This is a genomic window from Marinobacter sp. (assembly GCF_041687235.1).
In the GTDB taxonomy this organism is placed as follows: Bacteria; Pseudomonadota; Gammaproteobacteria; order Pseudomonadales; family Oleiphilaceae; genus Marinobacter.
The window spans coordinates 75,638-91,515 of record NZ_JAWLCH010000007.1 but is presented as its reverse complement, the minus strand read 5'-3'; the positions used below and the strand labels follow the sequence as shown (position 1 = coordinate 91,515).

16 protein-coding genes are annotated in these 15,878 nt (G+C 57.0%); 7 read left to right on the top strand and 9 right to left on the bottom strand.

The window, feature by feature from the left end:
* Nucleotides 1-85 precede the first annotated feature (85 nt).
* From ACESMK_RS11610 to ffh, 7 genes are all read right to left on the bottom strand, one after another.
* A complete protein-coding gene (locus ACESMK_RS11610) occupies nucleotides 86-817 on the bottom strand; it encodes a DsbC family protein (RefSeq protein ID WP_372998543.1) in 732 nt (243 codons plus the stop codon).
* Nucleotides 818-929: 112 nt separating this feature from the next.
* Nucleotides 930-1,832, bottom strand: a complete 903-nt coding sequence (gene xerD / locus ACESMK_RS11605; protein WP_372998540.1) for a site-specific tyrosine recombinase XerD — start codon at nucleotides 1,830-1,832, stop codon at nucleotides 930-932.
* 110 nt (nucleotides 1,833-1,942) lie between these two features.
* On the bottom strand, nucleotides 1,943-2,299 hold the full coding sequence (rplS, locus tag ACESMK_RS11600) for a 50S ribosomal protein L19 (protein WP_048495327.1): 357 nt from the start codon (nucleotides 2,297-2,299) through the stop codon (nucleotides 1,943-1,945).
* 37 nt (nucleotides 2,300-2,336) lie between these two features.
* Nucleotides 2,337-3,083 (bottom strand): tRNA (guanosine(37)-N1)-methyltransferase TrmD, encoded by a 747-nt coding sequence (trmD, locus tag ACESMK_RS11595; protein ID WP_372998537.1) that lies wholly within the window; start codon nucleotides 3,081-3,083, stop codon nucleotides 2,337-2,339.
* Between the two features lie 3 nt (nucleotides 3,084-3,086).
* Nucleotides 3,087-3,614, bottom strand: coding sequence for a ribosome maturation factor RimM (rimM, locus tag ACESMK_RS11590; RefSeq protein WP_372998534.1), 528 nt, complete (start codon nucleotides 3,612-3,614; stop codon nucleotides 3,087-3,089).
* A 27-nt stretch (nucleotides 3,615-3,641) separates the two neighbouring features.
* Nucleotides 3,642-3,881, bottom strand: a complete 240-nt coding sequence (gene rpsP, locus ACESMK_RS11585) for a 30S ribosomal protein S16 (RefSeq protein WP_148608082.1) — start codon at nucleotides 3,879-3,881, stop codon at nucleotides 3,642-3,644.
* Between the two features lie 163 nt (nucleotides 3,882-4,044).
* The gene (gene ffh / locus ACESMK_RS11580) at nucleotides 4,045-5,436 is read right to left on the bottom strand and encodes a signal recognition particle protein (RefSeq protein WP_372998531.1); all 1,392 of its coding nucleotides are present in this window, start codon (nucleotides 5,434-5,436) and stop codon (nucleotides 4,045-4,047) included.
* Between the two features lie 182 nt (nucleotides 5,437-5,618).
* On the opposite strand from ffh, the gene ACESMK_RS11575 reads away from it, so the two are divergent.
* The 5 genes from ACESMK_RS11575 (at nucleotide 5,619) to ACESMK_RS11555 (ending at nucleotide 11,735) form a co-directional block, all read left to right on the top strand.
* A complete protein-coding gene (locus tag ACESMK_RS11575; RefSeq protein ID WP_008176250.1) occupies nucleotides 5,619-6,425 on the top strand; it encodes an inner membrane protein YpjD in 807 nt (268 codons plus the stop codon).
* Between the two features lie 85 nt (nucleotides 6,426-6,510).
* Nucleotides 6,511-7,794 (top strand): HlyC/CorC family transporter, encoded by a 1,284-nt coding sequence (locus ACESMK_RS11570; RefSeq protein WP_372998527.1) that lies wholly within the window; start codon nucleotides 6,511-6,513, stop codon nucleotides 7,792-7,794.
* Between the two features lie 163 nt (nucleotides 7,795-7,957).
* Nucleotides 7,958-8,560 carry a Yip1 family protein gene (locus ACESMK_RS11565; RefSeq protein WP_372998524.1) on the top strand — a complete coding sequence of 201 codons (603 nt, stop codon included), beginning with the start codon at nucleotides 7,958-7,960 and terminating at the stop codon, nucleotides 8,558-8,560.
* Nucleotides 8,561-8,754: 194 nt separating this feature from the next.
* Nucleotides 8,755-10,983, top strand: a complete 2,229-nt coding sequence (locus ACESMK_RS11560; protein WP_372998521.1) for a DUF1631 domain-containing protein — start codon at nucleotides 8,755-8,757, stop codon at nucleotides 10,981-10,983.
* Nucleotides 10,984-10,988: 5 nt separating this feature from the next.
* Nucleotides 10,989-11,735: a TonB family protein gene (locus tag ACESMK_RS11555; protein ID WP_372998518.1), complete on the top strand. Its 747-nt coding sequence runs from the start codon at nucleotides 10,989-10,991 to the stop codon at nucleotides 11,733-11,735.
* 13 nt (nucleotides 11,736-11,748) lie between these two features.
* Here the strand turns inward: ACESMK_RS11555 and grxD are convergent, their stop codons facing one another.
* Nucleotides 11,749-12,075, bottom strand: a complete 327-nt coding sequence (grxD, locus tag ACESMK_RS11550; protein WP_372998515.1) for a Grx4 family monothiol glutaredoxin — start codon at nucleotides 12,073-12,075, stop codon at nucleotides 11,749-11,751.
* A 238-nt stretch (nucleotides 12,076-12,313) separates the two neighbouring features.
* Here grxD and argF point away from each other — a divergent pair, with 238 nt between their 5' ends.
* Nucleotides 12,314-13,228, top strand: coding sequence for an ornithine carbamoyltransferase (argF, locus tag ACESMK_RS11545; RefSeq protein WP_372998512.1), 915 nt, complete (start codon nucleotides 12,314-12,316; stop codon nucleotides 13,226-13,228).
* 4 nt (nucleotides 13,229-13,232) lie between these two features.
* Nucleotides 13,233-14,306 (top strand): ABC transporter ATP-binding protein, encoded by a 1,074-nt coding sequence (locus ACESMK_RS11540; RefSeq protein WP_372998509.1) that lies wholly within the window; start codon nucleotides 13,233-13,235, stop codon nucleotides 14,304-14,306.
* A 9-nt stretch (nucleotides 14,307-14,315) separates the two neighbouring features.
* Here the strand turns inward: ACESMK_RS11540 and glpK are convergent, their stop codons facing one another.
* Nucleotides 14,316-15,797 (bottom strand): glycerol kinase GlpK, encoded by a 1,482-nt coding sequence (gene glpK, locus ACESMK_RS11535; RefSeq protein ID WP_372998506.1) that lies wholly within the window; start codon nucleotides 15,795-15,797, stop codon nucleotides 14,316-14,318.
* Nucleotides 15,798-15,878 lie beyond the last annotated feature (81 nt).

The window sequence follows — 15,878 nt, the reverse complement described above, 5'->3', positions numbered from 1 at the left end:
GATTCAGGCCTCACTGAATAAGCCCTGAATCGGATCCATCGCAAATACTGGATAACGCAGCCAGACCGGCTGGACAAGAACGCTGTCAGAGCAGCCCAAGCCCTTCGGCCAGCCGCTTCGCCGGGACATAACCACGAACCATGTTGCCGTCCTCGAGGACTATGGCCGGTGTGCCTGTTACGCCAACGCGACTACCAAGCTCAAACTGCTCCTGCACCGGGTTTTCGCAGCTGGCATCGGCAACCTGTCGGCCAGCCTTGGCAGCATCCATGGCAGCCTGCTGATCATCAGCACACCAGACAGATTCGTACTTTCTGAAAGACGCTGTATTCGGACCAGACCGGGGAAACGCATAATAATTGACAGTGATGCCGTATTCGTTCAGCTGCGGCACCTCGTCATGCAGTTTCCGGCAATAAGGGCAGTCAATGTCGGTGAACACGTTCACAACTGCTTTCTCGTTTTCTGCGGGATAACTGATCAGCCCTTTGTCGCCAAAATCTGCCATCGTCTTTTGACGGCTTTCGGTACGAGCCTCCTCAGTAACATTGGCAATACCCTGATCGGTAATCTTCAGCAGATCCCCCGTCATCAGGTATTGACCATCTTCAGTGGCGTAAATGGTATCCCCGTTGTTACTTTGCACCTCGTAGAGGCCCTTGGCCTCAGACGCCCGCACAGAGATCACCTCAAGACCCGGAACCGCCTTGGTCAGGCGCTCAGAAATCCGGTCTTCGACCTCACCGGCGTTGGCACCGGCCATGGCAAACGTACCCGCAACCAAACCAAGCGCCATAACCACACGTTTCATATTCATTCTGGCAAACAACCCTTACTGTAATGAGCAATTAAACATCCCGGGCAGTATTGCCACAGGCCGGGAACCAATGCAATGCGACACCCTGACACAGAGAAAGTTCACCACAAACTCAACCCCGGGGATGATGCGCCTGGTGAAGCGACTGCAAGCGCTGGCGCGCCACATGAGTGTAAATCTGGGTCGTGGACAGGTCCGAGTGACCCAGCAGCATCTGGACAACGCGCAGGTCCGCACCATGGTTAAGCAGATGGGTGGCAAACGCATGCCTCAACGTGTGGGGAGACAGGTGCTTGCGGATGCCTACGCGCACGGCATAGTGCCGGATACGATGCCAGAACGTCTGGCGCGTCATGGCCGCTGCCCGATTGCCCGGGAACAGGGCATCACACGATCGACCTTTCAGAAGCTCCGGACGTCCTTCTTTCATATATTGCAGCAACCAGTCCACGGCCTCTTCGCCCAGTGGCACCAATCGCTCCTTGTCGCCCTTACCGGTAATCCGCACCACACCCTGGCGCAGATTTATCTGATCAACCCGCAGTTCCGTCAGCTCGGTTACCCGCAGACCACAGCCATAGAGGATCTCGAGCATGGCCTTGTCCCGCAGTTCAATGGCAATACCGGGATCCGGCTCCGACAGGAGCGCATCCACTTCTTCTTCTGTCAGCGAATCAGGAAGACGCCGGGGCAACCTGGGACTGTCTATCCGCAAGGTCGGATCCTCAGCAATCAGCCCCTCGCGCAACAGAAACCGGTAGAACCGCCTCAGCCCGGATAGTCGCCGCGCCGCTGTGGAGCTCTTGACCCCCTCCGCCAGCCCCCGAGACATCCACGCCAGCAGGTCGGTTCGGCGAACATCGGTCAGCGCAGGCCGCCCTGGCTGGAGCTCCAGCCATTCGGCCAACCCTGACAGATCACTGCGATAGGCTTGCCGAGTCTTTTCACCAAGCCCGTCTTCCAGCCAGATGGCATCCACAAACCGGTCAATCACGGACTCGTCTTCTGCTCTCATGCCAACGCTCTCAGACTACAAACATCCAACGCCAAGCATACCGGAACGTCAGACACAAAAAAGGCAGCCCGGGGCTGCCTTTTTCTGCCTGCTGTTCAGCGCAATGCTGATCAGCCCAGCTTTTCCTTGATACGAGCTGCCTTGCCAGACAGGTCGCGCAGGTAGTAAAGCTTGGCCTGGCGAACGTCACCACGACGCTTCACACTGATGCTGTCGATCAGCTTGGAGAAGCTCTGGAAAGTACGCTCAACACCCACACCGTAGGAGATTTTACGCACGGTGAAAGAAGAGTTCATGCCACGGTTACGCTTGCCGATGACGACACCCTCGAACGCCTGAAGACGCTCACGGTTACCCTCGGTTACGCGAACCTGAACGACCACGGTGTCGCCCGGCGCAAACGCAGGGATTTCCTTGGTCATCTGTTCTGCTTCAAGTTGACTGATGATGTTGTTCTTGCCGCTCATCGTAATGCTCCTGATACCCAATCTGTTAATGCCCTGATCATTCAGAGGCACCCGGTTCGTTCAAAATCTCTTCCAGCAGCTCACGCTCTTCGTCCGTAAACACCCGCGTTTCCAGCAGGTCGGGGCGTCGCTCCCGGGTTCGCCTCAGCGACTGCTTCAGCCGCCAACGCCGGATCTGATCATGGTGACCGCCCAATAAAACATCCGGCACCGCCTGACCTTCGTAAACTTCGGGCCGGGTGTAGTGCGGACAATCCAGCAAACCGTCGGCGAAAGAATCCTGCTCTGCCGACTGCGCATGACCCAGCGCTCCGGGGATGAGGCGTGTAACCGCATCAATGACAGCCATGGCTGCCAATTCGCCACCGGAAAGCACGAAATCGCCCAGTGACACTTCCCGATCGACTTCCGTCGCTATCAGGCGCTCATCAACACCCTCGTACCGGCCCGCCACCAGAATCAGCTGCTGCTCTGCCGCAAGCGACTCGACAACAGACTGGTCCAGAGTCTCACCCTGGGGCGAGAGATAAACCACACAAGGGTTTCCGGGTGCTGCTTCCCTTGCCGCATGGATTGCGTCCCGGAGAGGCTGAATTTTCATCAGCATACCCGGGCCACCGCCATATGGCCGGTCGTCTACCGTGCGATGCCGGTCGTGGGTAAACTCACGAGGATTCCAGCTCCGGAAAGTCAAAAGACCATCCCGGACTGCCCTTCCCGTAATCCCGTAATCCGTTACCGCACTGAACATATCCGGGAACAGACTGACTGCGCCAATCCACACCCGTCAGAACTCCGGATCCCAGTCCACCACCATGCGCTTTGAATCCAGATCAACATTCTGGACCACTTCGCCAGGCAGATAAGGAATCAGACGCTCACGTTGATCGATGGAACCTGCCATGGCCTGTACCACCAGAACATCGTTGGATCCGGTTTCTATAAGATGATGCACTTTACCAAGGCACTCATCATCGACCGTATAAACATCAAGGCCTTCCAGCTGAAACCAGTAAAACTCCCCTTCAGGGAGTTCCGGCAACTCAGCTGTCGAGACCCTGACTTCGGCACCGCAGTATGTGCGGGCCAGATCACGGTCGTTAATACCTTTCAGCCTGACGACGATCCCCTGCCCCTGGCGGCGACCTTCCTCAAGCTTGGCCGGAATACGTTTGCCATCCAAATCAAGCGTCCAAGCGGGATAGTTCAGTATTCCGTCTTTGGGATCGGTGTAGGAGAAGACTTTGAGCCACCCCTTGACCCCAAACACCGAGGTAATGCGGCCGATCACAGTTTCCTGCGAATTCTGTGTCATGCCATAAACCCCGGTGTCAGTACTGTCTTACCCAGCAGCCTTCAGCAGCTGTGCAACGCGCTCGCTGGTCTGCGCGCCCTGACCGAGCCAGAAATCGACACGATCACGATCAACGCGAAGACTCTCTTCCTGACCACGGGCAACCGGGTTGAAGAAACCTACACGCTCAATGAAACGACCGTCGCGGGATTTGCGGCTGTCGGTGACTGTCAGATGGTAGAACGGGCGCTTCTTGGAGCCACCACGAGCCAAACGGATAATTACCATTTAACCAATATCCTGTTCTGTTGAACGAACTTTGTACGATTCACGCCTGCTGAACACCAGCTGACGCGAAGACCCATACTCGAAAGGGGCGCTATTCTATGCTAAAAAAGCGCCAAAGAAAACAGCAAAACCAGTTGTTTCCCCGTTTTCCATGTAAGGCTTTTTACATACGGCCAAACGGAGGCATTCCGCCTCCTCCACCGCCGCCCGGAGGCATCATGCCACCCATGCCGCGCATCATATTCGCCATACCGCCTTTCTTGCCAAACTTTTTCATCATCTTCTGCATCTGCTTGTGCTGTTTCAGCAGACGATTCACATCCTGGATCTGGGTTCCAGACCCGGTGGCGATGCGACGCTTGCGGGAGTTGTTGATGACATCCGGGTAACGACGCTCCTTCGGGGTCATCGAGCAGATGATGGCTTCCATCTGCCCCATGGACTTGTCATTAACCTGCTGCTGGGCCACCTGGGCCATCTGACCCATGCCCGGCAGCTTGTCGAGCAGGCCACCGATGCCACCCATGTTCTTCATCTGCTGCAACTGGTCGCGAAAATCCTCCAGATCAAAACTCTTGCCTTTCTTGATCTTCTTGGTGAGCTTCTGGGCCTTTTTCTGGTCCAGTTTGCGCTCCGCCTCTTCAATCAGGGAGAGCACATCGCCCATGCCAAGAATCCGGGACGCCACCCGGTCCGGGTGGAACGGCTCCAGGGCATCGGACTTTTCACCCACACCCAGAAACTTGATCGGCTTGCCGGTAATGTGGCGAACAGACAGGGCGGCACCGCCACGGGCGTCGCCGTCGGTTTTGGTCAGCACCACGCCCGTCAGCGGCAGCGCATCATTAAAGGCCTTGGCCGTGTTGGCGGCATCCTGGCCAGTCATGGCATCGACCACGAACAGGGTTTCAACCGGATTAACCGCTTTGTGCAGCCTGCCGATCTCGCCCATCATCTGCTCATCAACATGCAGGCGGCCGGCAGTATCAAGAATCACCACATCGATGTGCTTCTTCCGGGCGGCGGCAATTGCGCCCTCGGCGATATCCACGGGATCCTGGTCGGCACTGCTCGGGAAGAACTCGACACCCACCTCACCAGCAAGCGTCTCCAACTGGCGAATCGCGGCAGGGCGATAGACGTCCGCACTGACCACCAGCACGGACTTCTTTTGCCGCTCTTTAAGGAAGCGCGAAAGCTTTGCAACGGTGGTGGTTTTACCCGCACCCTGCAAACCGGCCATCATGATCACTGCCGGAGGCTGGACATTCAGGTTGAGGGACTCATTGCCCTCACCCATGACCCTCTCCAGCTCCTGCTGGACCACTTTCACAAAGACCTGGCCCGGCGTCAGGCTGCGCTGAACTTCCTGGCCGATGGCACGTTTGCGGACACCTTCAACAAAATCCTTGACGACAGGAAGCGCGACGTCTGCTTCCAGCAGCGCCATCCGCACTTCCCGGAGAGTGTCCTTTATATTGTCATCTGTGAGGCGCGCCTGGCCGGAAATCTTGCGCAGACTGCCGGAAAGTCGGTCTTGGAGGTTCTCAAACATGTTGCTCTTCCGTACCCCGGATAAATTGAGTGCGTGAATCAACAGAGCCGGCGAGGACTCCTTGATTCCAGTTGCATAATCGCGACATTATAACCAGACTATCGCCCTGAAACGACCAGCCCGGTCAAATCGGCTGAAAGCAGCGCCGATCCCCAGTCAGAACAGTGGTTAATAAGGAAGTCATGGGAACGCTGATTCTCGCGGTCACCTCTCTTTTTCTATACAGCGTCGGTACCGCGCTGCAGGCCCTGCATTTCAGGGGCCGGGTTCAGAGCAACATTGCCATCACCACCCTTATCGGGGTGCTCGCCCTGACCAGCCACGGCCTTCTCATCGGCCAGACGGTGCACCATGACGGCGGTTTCGATTTCAGCTTTTTCAAAAGCTCGGTACTGATCTCCTGGCTGATCGTGTTCCTGTTACTGGGACTGAACCTCAAAAAGCCGGTGCAAAGCCTGTTTCTCGGCGTCTATCCGCTGGCCGGCCTTACCATTATCCTTGCCCTGGTCACCCACGGACCATCCAGACTGGTGTCCGAGCAAAGCTACGGTATGCTCTCCCACATCGCACTTTCAGTGACAGCCTACAGCCTCTTCACCCTTGCGGCTATCCAGGCAGTGCTTCTGTATTTCCAGAACCGCCAACTGAAGCACAACTACAACAGCCTGTTAGTACGGAATCTGCCACCTCTGCAGACCATGGAGTCTCTGCTTTTCGAAATGGTCTGGGCCGGCGTCGTGATGCTGATTCTGGCAATCGTGACGGGTGCCCTCTTTATAGAAGACCTTTTTGCCCAGAATCTCGCTCACAAGACCCTGTTCTCGATCCTCTCCCTACTGGTGTTCGTAGCACTTCTGATTGGCCGGTACACAAAAGGCTGGCGTGGCATCACCGCAAGCCGATGGACCCTGGCTGGCTGCGCACTGCTGATGCTGGCATTCTACGGCAGCAAGTTTGTGCTGGAGCTGATCTTCCAGCGTGGCGGCTGACGCACAAGACTGCCGATAATCTCTTGACACCACACTCACCAAAACCCTATTTTCGCTACTTGTCAGCAATATAAGGACACCTCTTTTGAACGAAACATCGCTTACTGCGCTGTTTATTCTCCTTGTCGGACTGATTCTGCTCTCCGGATTCTTTTCAAGCTCCGAAACCGGGATGATGTCCCTCAACCGATATCGCCTCAAGCATATGGCCAAAACTGGCCATAAAGGTGCAAAGCGGGCCCAGGGTTTGCTGCAACGCACCGACCAGCTGATTGGCGTTATCCTGATCGGCAACAACTTCGTCAACATTTTCGCCTCCTCCATCGCCACAGTCATTGCAATACGCGTCTGGGGCGATGCCGGCATCGCAATTGCCACCATCCTGCTGACCATTGTCATCCTGATATTTGCAGAAGTGACCCCGAAAACCCTGGCAGCGCTGTTCCCCGAAAAAATTGCCTTTCCTGCCAGTTACATACTCGGACCTTTGCTGAAGATCCTTTACCCGATTGTCTGGGCCGTGAACCTGTTCACCGGCGGCATACTGAAACTGCTTGGCGTTTCCGCCGCAGATGCGGCCAACGATCACCTCAGCCGCGAAGAGCTCCGAACACTGGTAAACGAGGCCGGCGCCCTGATTCCGGCCAAGCACAAGGACATGCTGGTCAGCATCCTGGACCTTGAAAAAGTAACGGTGAACGACATCATGGTGCCCCGCAACGAGGTGGTAGGCATCGATCTGGAGGACGAGACCGACACCATCCTGCGCCAGCTACGCAGCAGCCAGCACACTCGGCTTCCGGTCTATAAAGGGGACATCAATAACATACAGGGCATATTGCACCTGCGGAGCGCCTCAAAACTCCTCCAGCAGGAAGAGATCAACAAAGCCATGATCATGCAGCTTTGCCAGGAGCCCTATTTCGTTCCGGAAAGCACACCTCTGAACACCCAGCTGATCAACTTCCAGAAGGGCCGTCGCCGGTTTGGCGTGGTTGTCGATGAATACGGCGACGTTCTGGGCCTGGCAACCCTCGAGGACATACTTGAGGAAATCGTCGGCGACTTCACAACAGATTACGCCGCCACCAGCCCAGACATTATTCCCCAGGATGACGGCACTTTTATTATCGATGGCACCTCCGCAGTCCGCACAATCAACAAGACCCTGGGATGGAAGCTACCGACGGACGGCCCCAAAACACTCAACGGCCTGATCACCGAAACCCTGGAGAATATTCCGGACACCAACGTCTGCCTCAAGGTGGACGGGCACCGGGTAGAGGTGTTGCAAATCAAGGATAATGTTGTGAAAGCAGCCATCGTACACCCCAAAAAACGCAAGAAGCGCTCACTTTCTCTCAAATAATAGCCATTCTTGAAACTTCTCTCCTGCGGGCGCTATAGACCCTTACGTTATAGCGCCTTCCATTCTTGGAAGATCAAAATTTAGCCTCAAGCTTGACCCATACCAATCTCCCACCAACACTGAAGAGGCGTGCGATACAAAAACAATCACAAGGAATACGTCCATGAGTCTGACACATACGTTTGGCCTGCTCGCTCATCCTGACCAGGAGTGGGAGGCAATTCGCAAGGAATCCGAATCTGTTACCAGACTGTACGCTGGCCACATCCTTTTGCTGGCACTGATTCCCGCCGTAGCGGGTTTCGTCGGAACAACCCAGGTAGGCTGGCAGATTGGTGACGGCCAGATAACAAAGCTTTCTGCGGCAAGCGCGTTGCAGCTATCCCTGCTGTTCTATGGGGCCATGCTGGCGGGCATTTTCGTACTGGGAAAATTCATTGATTTCTTTGCCGCCACCTATGACGCGGTTGAAAGGACCCCCAGAGGCGTTGCCCTGGCCGCCTATACGGCGACGCCTATTTTCCTGATCGGTGTGATCGCCGCCTACCCGAACATCTGGGTAAATATGCTGGCAGGACTGGTGGCCGTTGCCTATGCGGTCTACCTGCTCTATGAAGGTCTGCCCATCCTGATGAAAATACCGGAGGAGCGGGGTTTCATGTTTGCGTCGGCGGTTCTGACGGTGGGTCTGGTGATGTTTGTGGCCCTGCTTGCCATCAGCGTGGTCATCTGGAGCATGGGCATAGGTCCGGTCTATGTGAACTGAAAGTGCCAGTTGCAGTCACTCACCAATCTGCATGAGGGTGCCTGTCGGCACCCTATGTTTTTTTGAATTGGCTCCCACGTTAGCGTTTGGTCATGTTAACTTAAACGAAAATGCGGTAAATTTAACCAATAACGAGAATTAAAGGATCATAAGCTCGGTCATGTATCCGGTTGAGGCGTAAACAGGAGTCTGCCATGAACAAGCAGTCCGGCATACATTACCTCCGCGAGCACAGGGAAGCCGGAAGTAACAGACCGGTTCCTGCGGAGGTCACCCGCATCCGGGACACCGTCGTCGCCGGACTCGGTGATTTGCTGCAGGGCGCCTTCGACGCCGTTGATGATTCACTGTTCGAGCTGGCCAATAACGCCCGCAGCAACAATGAACAGAACCGGTATTTCGAAGCGATGCGTGAAATACGCATCAAACGCAAGGGTGTAGAGCGGCACTTCCAGAATACGGTCGCCCAGTATTTCGCCAACCCTCCTCACACAGGCCCGCTTCAGGAAGAAAACCTGAGCAAGCAGGCCAGCGCAGACACCCTGGCCCTGGTCGGCAACGACGACCTTGAGGAACAGGTTGCCCTCAACGCCATGATCACCAAGGCAAAAGCGCACTTCCAGGGCCCATTGCTCCAGCTCCAGACCCGCTTCAGCCAGGTGTACCCGGAAGCCACCGACGAATCGCCGGTTAACCCCATGGCGCCGGAACATCTATGCAGCGCTTTCACCGAGGCCATACAGGCACTGGAAATCCAGATCCGGGAACGCCTGATTCTGCTAAAGCAATTCGACCGCTACGTTGTCTCCAACCTCGGAATGCTCCTGGACGAAGCCAACCGCATACTGATCCAGGCCGGCATCATTCCGAACTTCAGGTATCATGGCAAAGCGGGACAGCAGCACGACACCTCAAAAGCTCAGTCTGCAGGCACCGAACAGGGAGAAGCCAAAACTTCCGATTCCGTGGCAGCCGAGAGAGCGGGAGAGTCTGGCACCAGCAGTGCGGTTTTTGAACAGATCAGACAAATGCTGGCGCTCCAGCGCGCAAATGCAGGCATGCCACCCCGCGCCTCCGATCCCAACGTACGGGTTGTGGGCGACTCGGAACTGGCCAGCCTTCTGAATTCGTTACCATTGTCAGGAGCCCGACAGGATCAGCACAACCTGAGCGATGGGGAACCCATCAGCGTCGATCTCCGACAACTGGTGCAGCAGGTTCTCGCCCAGGCAGATACCGGGGACGGCCGAAAGCCGGCGCTGAATGAGGTTGATGAAGACCTGATCAACCTGGTCTCCATGCTGTTCGAGTTCATTCTTGACGATTACAACCTGTCCGCTCCGGTCCAGGTTCTGATCAGCCGTCTGCAGATTCCGATCCTCAAAGTGGTCATCCGGGACAAAAGCTTCTTCAGCCAGGCAACCCACCCTGCCAGACGTCTTCTGAACTCCCTGGCACGGGCAGGCATCGGCTGGAGCAGCAGCGATGAGAAGACCAAGGACAAACTCTACGGACAGATTCATAACATTGTGCAGAGAATTCTCAACGAATTTGACGGCGACGTTTCCCTGTTTGAAACCCTGAATCAGGAATTTGAACAATTCCTCGAACGGGAGAACCGCAAGGCCTCATTAGTGGAGCAGAGAACCCGGGAATCGGAGCGGGGTCGGATCAAATCCCAGACCGCCCAGCAAACGGTGGACAACCTGCTCAAACAGAAGGTCTCCCGTTACAAGCTGCCGGAATCAATCCACGACATTCTGATGAATGGCTGGAGCCGTGTGATGTTCCTGGCCTACCTGAGGGACGATGTAGAGCATCGCTGGAACGCCACCGTCAAGGTTGTCGATGACCTGATCTGGTGCCTGCACCCCCATCAGGAAGACGACGAAAGAGATCAGTGGGTCCGCGTGGTACCTGGGCTTCTCAAGGCACTGCGCTCGGGGCTGGAAGAAGTCTCCTATAACTCGTCCCGACTGGATGAGATGATGGGTCAGCTCAAGCACCAACTGGCCGAGGCATTCCGAACCAACGCTGCAATTGAGGCGCTCCAGGATTCGCCCGAAGAACCGGAAGAAGAGGAAATTGCCACCGTTCACCAGACCGCCGTTGAGCGCCAGCAAGAACTGGAAGAGGCTGCGATCTCCGAGTACGTTGCCCAGATTGACGGCATCGAGATCGGAAACTGGGTCGAGTTCCGTCTTGTCAACGGCGCCAACTTCCGTTGCAAGCTGTCCGCCATCATTGAGGAAGCTGACTGCTTTGTCTTTGTGAACCGTATGGGCCTGAAGGTCATCGAAAAAACCCGGATCGAACTGGCCCATGAAATGCGTCGGGGCAGGCTGACCCTTCTTGAGCAAGGCGCACTGATCGATAGGGCTCTGGATGCGGTGGTTGGCACCCTGCGGAGCAAAACCGCCTGACACCAATGCCCGACAAAAGCGGTATCAATGCCCTGCCGGCCACCTACCGGCTAGGGCTTTCACTATCCCTGGCTCTATTCATTCACACTCTCATTCTCTCGGGCGTACCAACGCCACTGGAAGAACAGGCGGAAGCTCACAGGGAGAGTGTGCGTTTTGAGCTGGTTTCACCAGGCGCCCGGGAAACCGTCGCGAGCGCTACCGGGAACCCCGGCCAAGAGTCCACTCCGATTCCGCCCTTTGAACTGGACCCGGTGACTCCGGCAACCCCGTCGAAACCCGAAGTCGTTACCACCCGCGCACCGGAAACTCCGCCCCCTTCTCAATCGCCGGCCAACACGTCGCCGAGCACTGAGCCAACGCAAACAAGTACCCCTGCCCGCCAGGGAAAGAAGCCTGAGCAAGACCCGGAAGATGTGGAACAGAGCATCACCCGAATCACCGAGTCGCCAGCCGAAATGGACCCTTACGTGGTCAAGCTGGCGGTCCACCTGGCAAGGCGCCTGGAAGATCTGAAAATACCGGCCATGAGGGAGCTGACCGAAACGGTCACCATGGAAGTGGAACTGCAACTGCTCGGGAATGGCGCCCTCACTCGTGCGAGAGTGCTGAAATCGACAGGCATTGAGAGGATTGACGAAGCGGCTTACCGGGCTGCCCTTGCAGCGAGCCCTTACCCGCAACCGCCGGAAAGTAATGCTAGCCAGAACCGCTTCGAGGTCGAACTGCTGTTCACCCCGAAGCGGCTCTGACCGGACAACGGTATCAGGCTTCCGCTTGCTTCGCCGCTTCTTTGACCAGCTTGGCCAGCTCACCACTCTCGGACATTTCCAGAATAATGTCACAACCGCCCACAAGCTCACCATTAATGTAGAGCTGCGGATAGGTCGGCCAGCTGGAGTAAACCTTCAGGGCCTCGCGAAGCTCCTGGTTGTCCAGGATGTTCACAAAAGCAAAGCGCTCGCCACAGGCCATCAGAGCCTGCACGGTCTTGGCGGAGAAGCCACACTGTGGCGCCTGGGGACTACCCTTCATGTACAGAATGATCGGGTTCTCGTCGAGCTGGCTTTTAATGGTTTCATTGATGTCCATGAACATTCACCTCTGTTGGAACAGTCTTGCCACATGGCAATTTTCTTGCCGCTATTGTACACGGGTGCCGAACCCCTCACCAAACACCGTGATTTGACCTTGCGCAACGACAGCGGTTCCAGCCAGGTTACGGCGTTGTCATACCTGCCCCGAAGGGCTAGACTTGATCCCCCATTTTTTCAGCCAACGTTCAGGCAATCCCGCCAGCCGCGGGGTTCGTTGAGATAAGGGCCATTTCATGGCGGCAAGACATTTTCTGACATTGAATGACATGACGACCACCGAGCTGGAAAGCCTGGTTGATCACGCCACTGCATTGCGCAACGAATGGCGGCAAGGCAAGGTTCGGGACTCCCTGAAAAATCGTGTGCTGGCGATGATCTTCGAGAAGTCGTCCACGCGCACCCGGGTTTCCTTTGAAGCCGGCATGGCCCAGCTCGGGGGATCCGCCATGTTCCTGTCACCCCGGGATACCCAACTAGGCCGGGGCGAGCCCATTGAGGACTCTGCCATCGTGATCTCCAGCATGGTCGATGCGGTGATGATTCGCACCTTCGCCCATGAGACGGTGGAGCGCTTCGCCGCCGCCTCCCGTGTGCCTGTGATCAATGCCCTGACCGATGACTTTCATCCCTGCCAGCTGCTGGCCGACATGCAGACCTACCGCGAACACCGCGGCAGCATTCGTGGCGCCACCGTGGCCTGGATCGGCGACGGCAACAATATGTGTCATTCCTACATCAATGCCGCCGCGCAGTTTGATTTTAACCTGAACATTGCCTGCCCCGAAGGCTACGAACCAGCCGAGTCATTGCTCAAGGCCCACGGAGACCGGGTCAACGTGTTCCGGGATCCGGCCGAGGCGGCCCGCAACGCCCAGCTTCTGGTAACCGATGTATGGGCCTCCATGGGCCAGGAAGATGAACAGAAAGCCCGGGAAAAAGCGTTCAGTGGTTACCAGATCAACCCGGAACTGCTGGCTGTCGCCGACAAGGATGCACTGTTCATGCACTGCCTGCCTGCACACCGGGGCGAGGAAATCTCGGCAGACATGATGGAGCATCCCGCTTCCGTGGTCTGGCACGAGGCAGAGAACCGCCTGCACGCACAGAAAGCCCTGCTTGAGTTTCTTATCCTGAACCGTCTGGACTGACTTCATGACCACAACCACGCAATCTCCGGCAGACTGGCTGCTTGAGGTCAACAACCTGTCCTGCGGCTACGGCGGGGATTCCGTGGTCAAGGATGTCAATTTTGCGTTGAGCCACGGCGACATCGGCTGCCTGCTTGGCCCAAGCGGCTGCGGCAAAAGCACCATTCTGCGCGCCCTGGCAGGGTTCCTCCCGCTGAGCGGTGGTGAGATCCGCCTCCAGTCCCAGGCCATTAGTCTGCCCGGGCGCACGCTGCCCCCCGAGAAGCGCCGGATCGGCATGGTATTTCAGGACTACGCCCTGTTTCCGCACCTGACCATCGCCGACAACGTCGGGTTTGGCCTGCGTAATCTGAACAAGACGGAAAAGCGTCAGAAAGTCATGGAACTGCTTAATGTCGTCCACCTGCAGGACCTGGCTGACGCCTATCCCCATGAACTTTCCGGCGGTCAGCAGCAGCGAGTTGCCCTGGCTCGCGCCCTGGCGCCGGAACCCACACTGATCCTGCTGGATGAGCCATTTTCCAACCTGGACGCCGACCTGCGCCGCCGCCTGAGCCTGGACGTTCGCGAGATCCTCAAGACTCTGGGCATCAGCGCTATCCTTGTGACCCACGACCAGCAGGAAGCGTTTGCCATGTGTGATCAGGTCGCCGTGTTACGAGACGGCAGGATCCAGCAGTGGGACGTGCCCTACAATCTGTACCATGAGCCGGCAAACCGTTTCGTCGCCAGCTTTGTGGGCCAGGGAGGCTTCGTCCCCGGCACAGCTCTGGGGCCGGATATCATTGAATCCGAACTGGGCGTCATTCATGGCAACCGGGCCTACCGGTGGGAGCCCGGCACTCTTGTAGACGTCCTGATCCGGCCGGATGACATTGTTCATGACCCGAACTCGGACCTGCGGCCGAAAGTCGTTGAAAAGACGTTTGCCGGCACCTCAACCCTGTACCGCTTTCGGTGCTCAGAAGACACGGAGTTCGAAGCCCTCTTCCGGAGTCACCTGGACTTTAACCTCGGCGAACACGTTCCGGTGCGGGTAGAGGCGGATCACCTGATCGCCTTCGAGCGCACCGCCTGATCCCGACAGCTAGTTGTTGCACACCCGCTCAACGGCATCCAGCCAGCCGGCGTAGAGAGACTCCCGCAGAGCCGGACGCATTTCCGGGTGAAACTGGCGCTCACACTCCCACAGCCCGGAGATCTGCTCAAGACTCTCGAAAACACCTGTCTGAAGCCCGGCAAGATACGCCGCGCCGAGGGCCGTCGTTTCTGTGACCCGGGGCCGGTCCACGGTGACATTCAGAATGTCGGCCAGGAACTGCATGACCCAGTCGTTCACCACCATACCGCCATCCACTCTCAGGGACTCAAGCCGGGCACCGTCGTTCTGTATCGCGCGCACCAGGTCCTTGGTCTGATAGCAGACCGATTGCAGGCCGGCGGTCACGATTTCACCAATTCCCGTGTCCCGGGTCAGGCCCATAATGGCACCGCGAGCATGGGGGTCCCAGTGAGGCGCGCCCAGACCGGTAAACGCTGGCACCAGATACACCGGATTATCAACACCCACTGCCTCAGCGTGGGCCGCGGACTCGTTGGCATGGGCAATCAGCTTAAGCCCGTCCCGCAACCACTGCATGGCCGCGCCGGCAACAAAAATACTGCCCTCCACTGCGTAACACGGTTTGCCATTGAGGCGATAGGCCATGGTCGTCAACAACCGGTTCTCTGACCGAACTGCCTGATCGCCAGTGTTGAGCATAAGAAAACAGCCCGTGCCATAGGTACTCTTTGCCATGCCCGGACGGAAACAGGCCTGGCCCACCAGGGCGGCATGCTGATCGCCGGCAATTCCGGCAATCATGACGGCACTGCCCAACCACCGGGCTTCGGAGGTGCCGTAATCTGCGGCACTGTCCAGGACCTCAGGCAACAGCGCCCGAGGAACACGGAACAGGGTCAGAAGCTCGTCATCCCAATCCTGCTCATGTATGTTGAAAAGCGCCGTTCTTGACGCATTGGTGGCGTCCGTGCAGTGAGATTTGCCGCCGGTAAGGTTCCACAGCAACCAGCTGTCCACCGTCCCAAAAGCCAGCTCACCGGCTTCGGCCCGGCTGCGGGCGCCGTCTACGTTGTCCAGAATCCAGGCGATCTTTGTCGCAGAAAAATAAGGATCGATGAGCAGGCCGGTGCGCTCAACAACTGTGTCTTCATGCCCGTCGGATTTCAGCTTGGTACACCAGGACGCGGTACGGCGGTCCTGCCAGACAATGGCATGGTAGACAGGCTCACCAGTCGCCCGATCCCAGATCACGGTCGTTTCCCGCTGATTGGTGATACCAATGCCGGCCAGGTCTCCTGCCTCCACTCCGGCCTTGTCGAGAGCGCCCCGGCACACCGCCAGGGTGCTGTCCCAGATTTCACGGGCATCATGTTCTACCCAGCCGTCTTTCGGGAAATACTGGTGGAACTCTTGCTGATCAGTGGCGACGCTGTTCCCCGTGTGGTCGAAAACAATAGCGCGGGAACTGGTTGTGCCCTGATCAATGGCGAGCAGATAACGGGTCATGAACGGCCTCCTGTTGTTTCCTGAAATTCTAACAGCAGAGAAGCCGGGAAAGAGTGATCGATCCGGAATTTGGAAGCAGGC

What these genes read in the sequence shown, in the direction of transcription:
- ACESMK_RS11610 (WP_372998543.1), bottom strand. Translation starts at nt 817, where the DNA reads ATGAATATGAAACGTGTGGTTATGGCGCTTGGTTTGGTTGCGGGTACG.
- grxD (WP_372998515.1), bottom strand. Translation starts at nt 12,075, where the DNA reads ATGGACATCAATGAAACCATTAAAAGCCAGCTCGACGAGAACCCGATC.
- ACESMK_RS11555 (WP_372998518.1), top strand. Translation starts at nt 10,989, where the DNA reads ATGCCCGACAAAAGCGGTATCAATGCCCTGCCGGCCACCTACCGGCTA.
- ffh (WP_372998531.1), bottom strand. Translation starts at nt 5,436, where the DNA reads ATGTTTGAGAACCTCCAAGACCGACTTTCCGGCAGTCTGCGCAAGATT.
- xerD (WP_372998540.1), bottom strand. Translation starts at nt 1,832, where the DNA reads ATGAGAGCAGAAGACGAGTCCGTGATTGACCGGTTTGTGGATGCCATC.
- ACESMK_RS11540 (WP_372998509.1), top strand. Translation starts at nt 13,233, where the DNA reads ATGACCACAACCACGCAATCTCCGGCAGACTGGCTGCTTGAGGTCAAC.
- ACESMK_RS11565 (WP_372998524.1), top strand. Translation starts at nt 7,958, where the DNA reads ATGAGTCTGACACATACGTTTGGCCTGCTCGCTCATCCTGACCAGGAG.
- ACESMK_RS11560 (WP_372998521.1), top strand. Translation starts at nt 8,755, where the DNA reads ATGAACAAGCAGTCCGGCATACATTACCTCCGCGAGCACAGGGAAGCC.
- ACESMK_RS11575 (WP_008176250.1), top strand. Translation starts at nt 5,619, where the DNA reads ATGGGAACGCTGATTCTCGCGGTCACCTCTCTTTTTCTATACAGCGTC.
- rpsP (WP_148608082.1), bottom strand. Translation starts at nt 3,881, where the DNA reads ATGGTAATTATCCGTTTGGCTCGTGGTGGCTCCAAGAAGCGCCCGTTC.
- glpK (WP_372998506.1), bottom strand. Translation starts at nt 15,797, where the DNA reads ATGACCCGTTATCTGCTCGCCATTGATCAGGGCACAACCAGTTCCCGC.
- argF (WP_372998512.1), top strand. Translation starts at nt 12,314, where the DNA reads ATGGCGGCAAGACATTTTCTGACATTGAATGACATGACGACCACCGAG.
- rplS (WP_048495327.1), bottom strand. Translation starts at nt 2,299, where the DNA reads ATGAGCGGCAAGAACAACATCATCAGTCAACTTGAAGCAGAACAGATG.
- rimM (WP_372998534.1), bottom strand. Translation starts at nt 3,614, where the DNA reads ATGACACAGAATTCGCAGGAAACTGTGATCGGCCGCATTACCTCGGTG.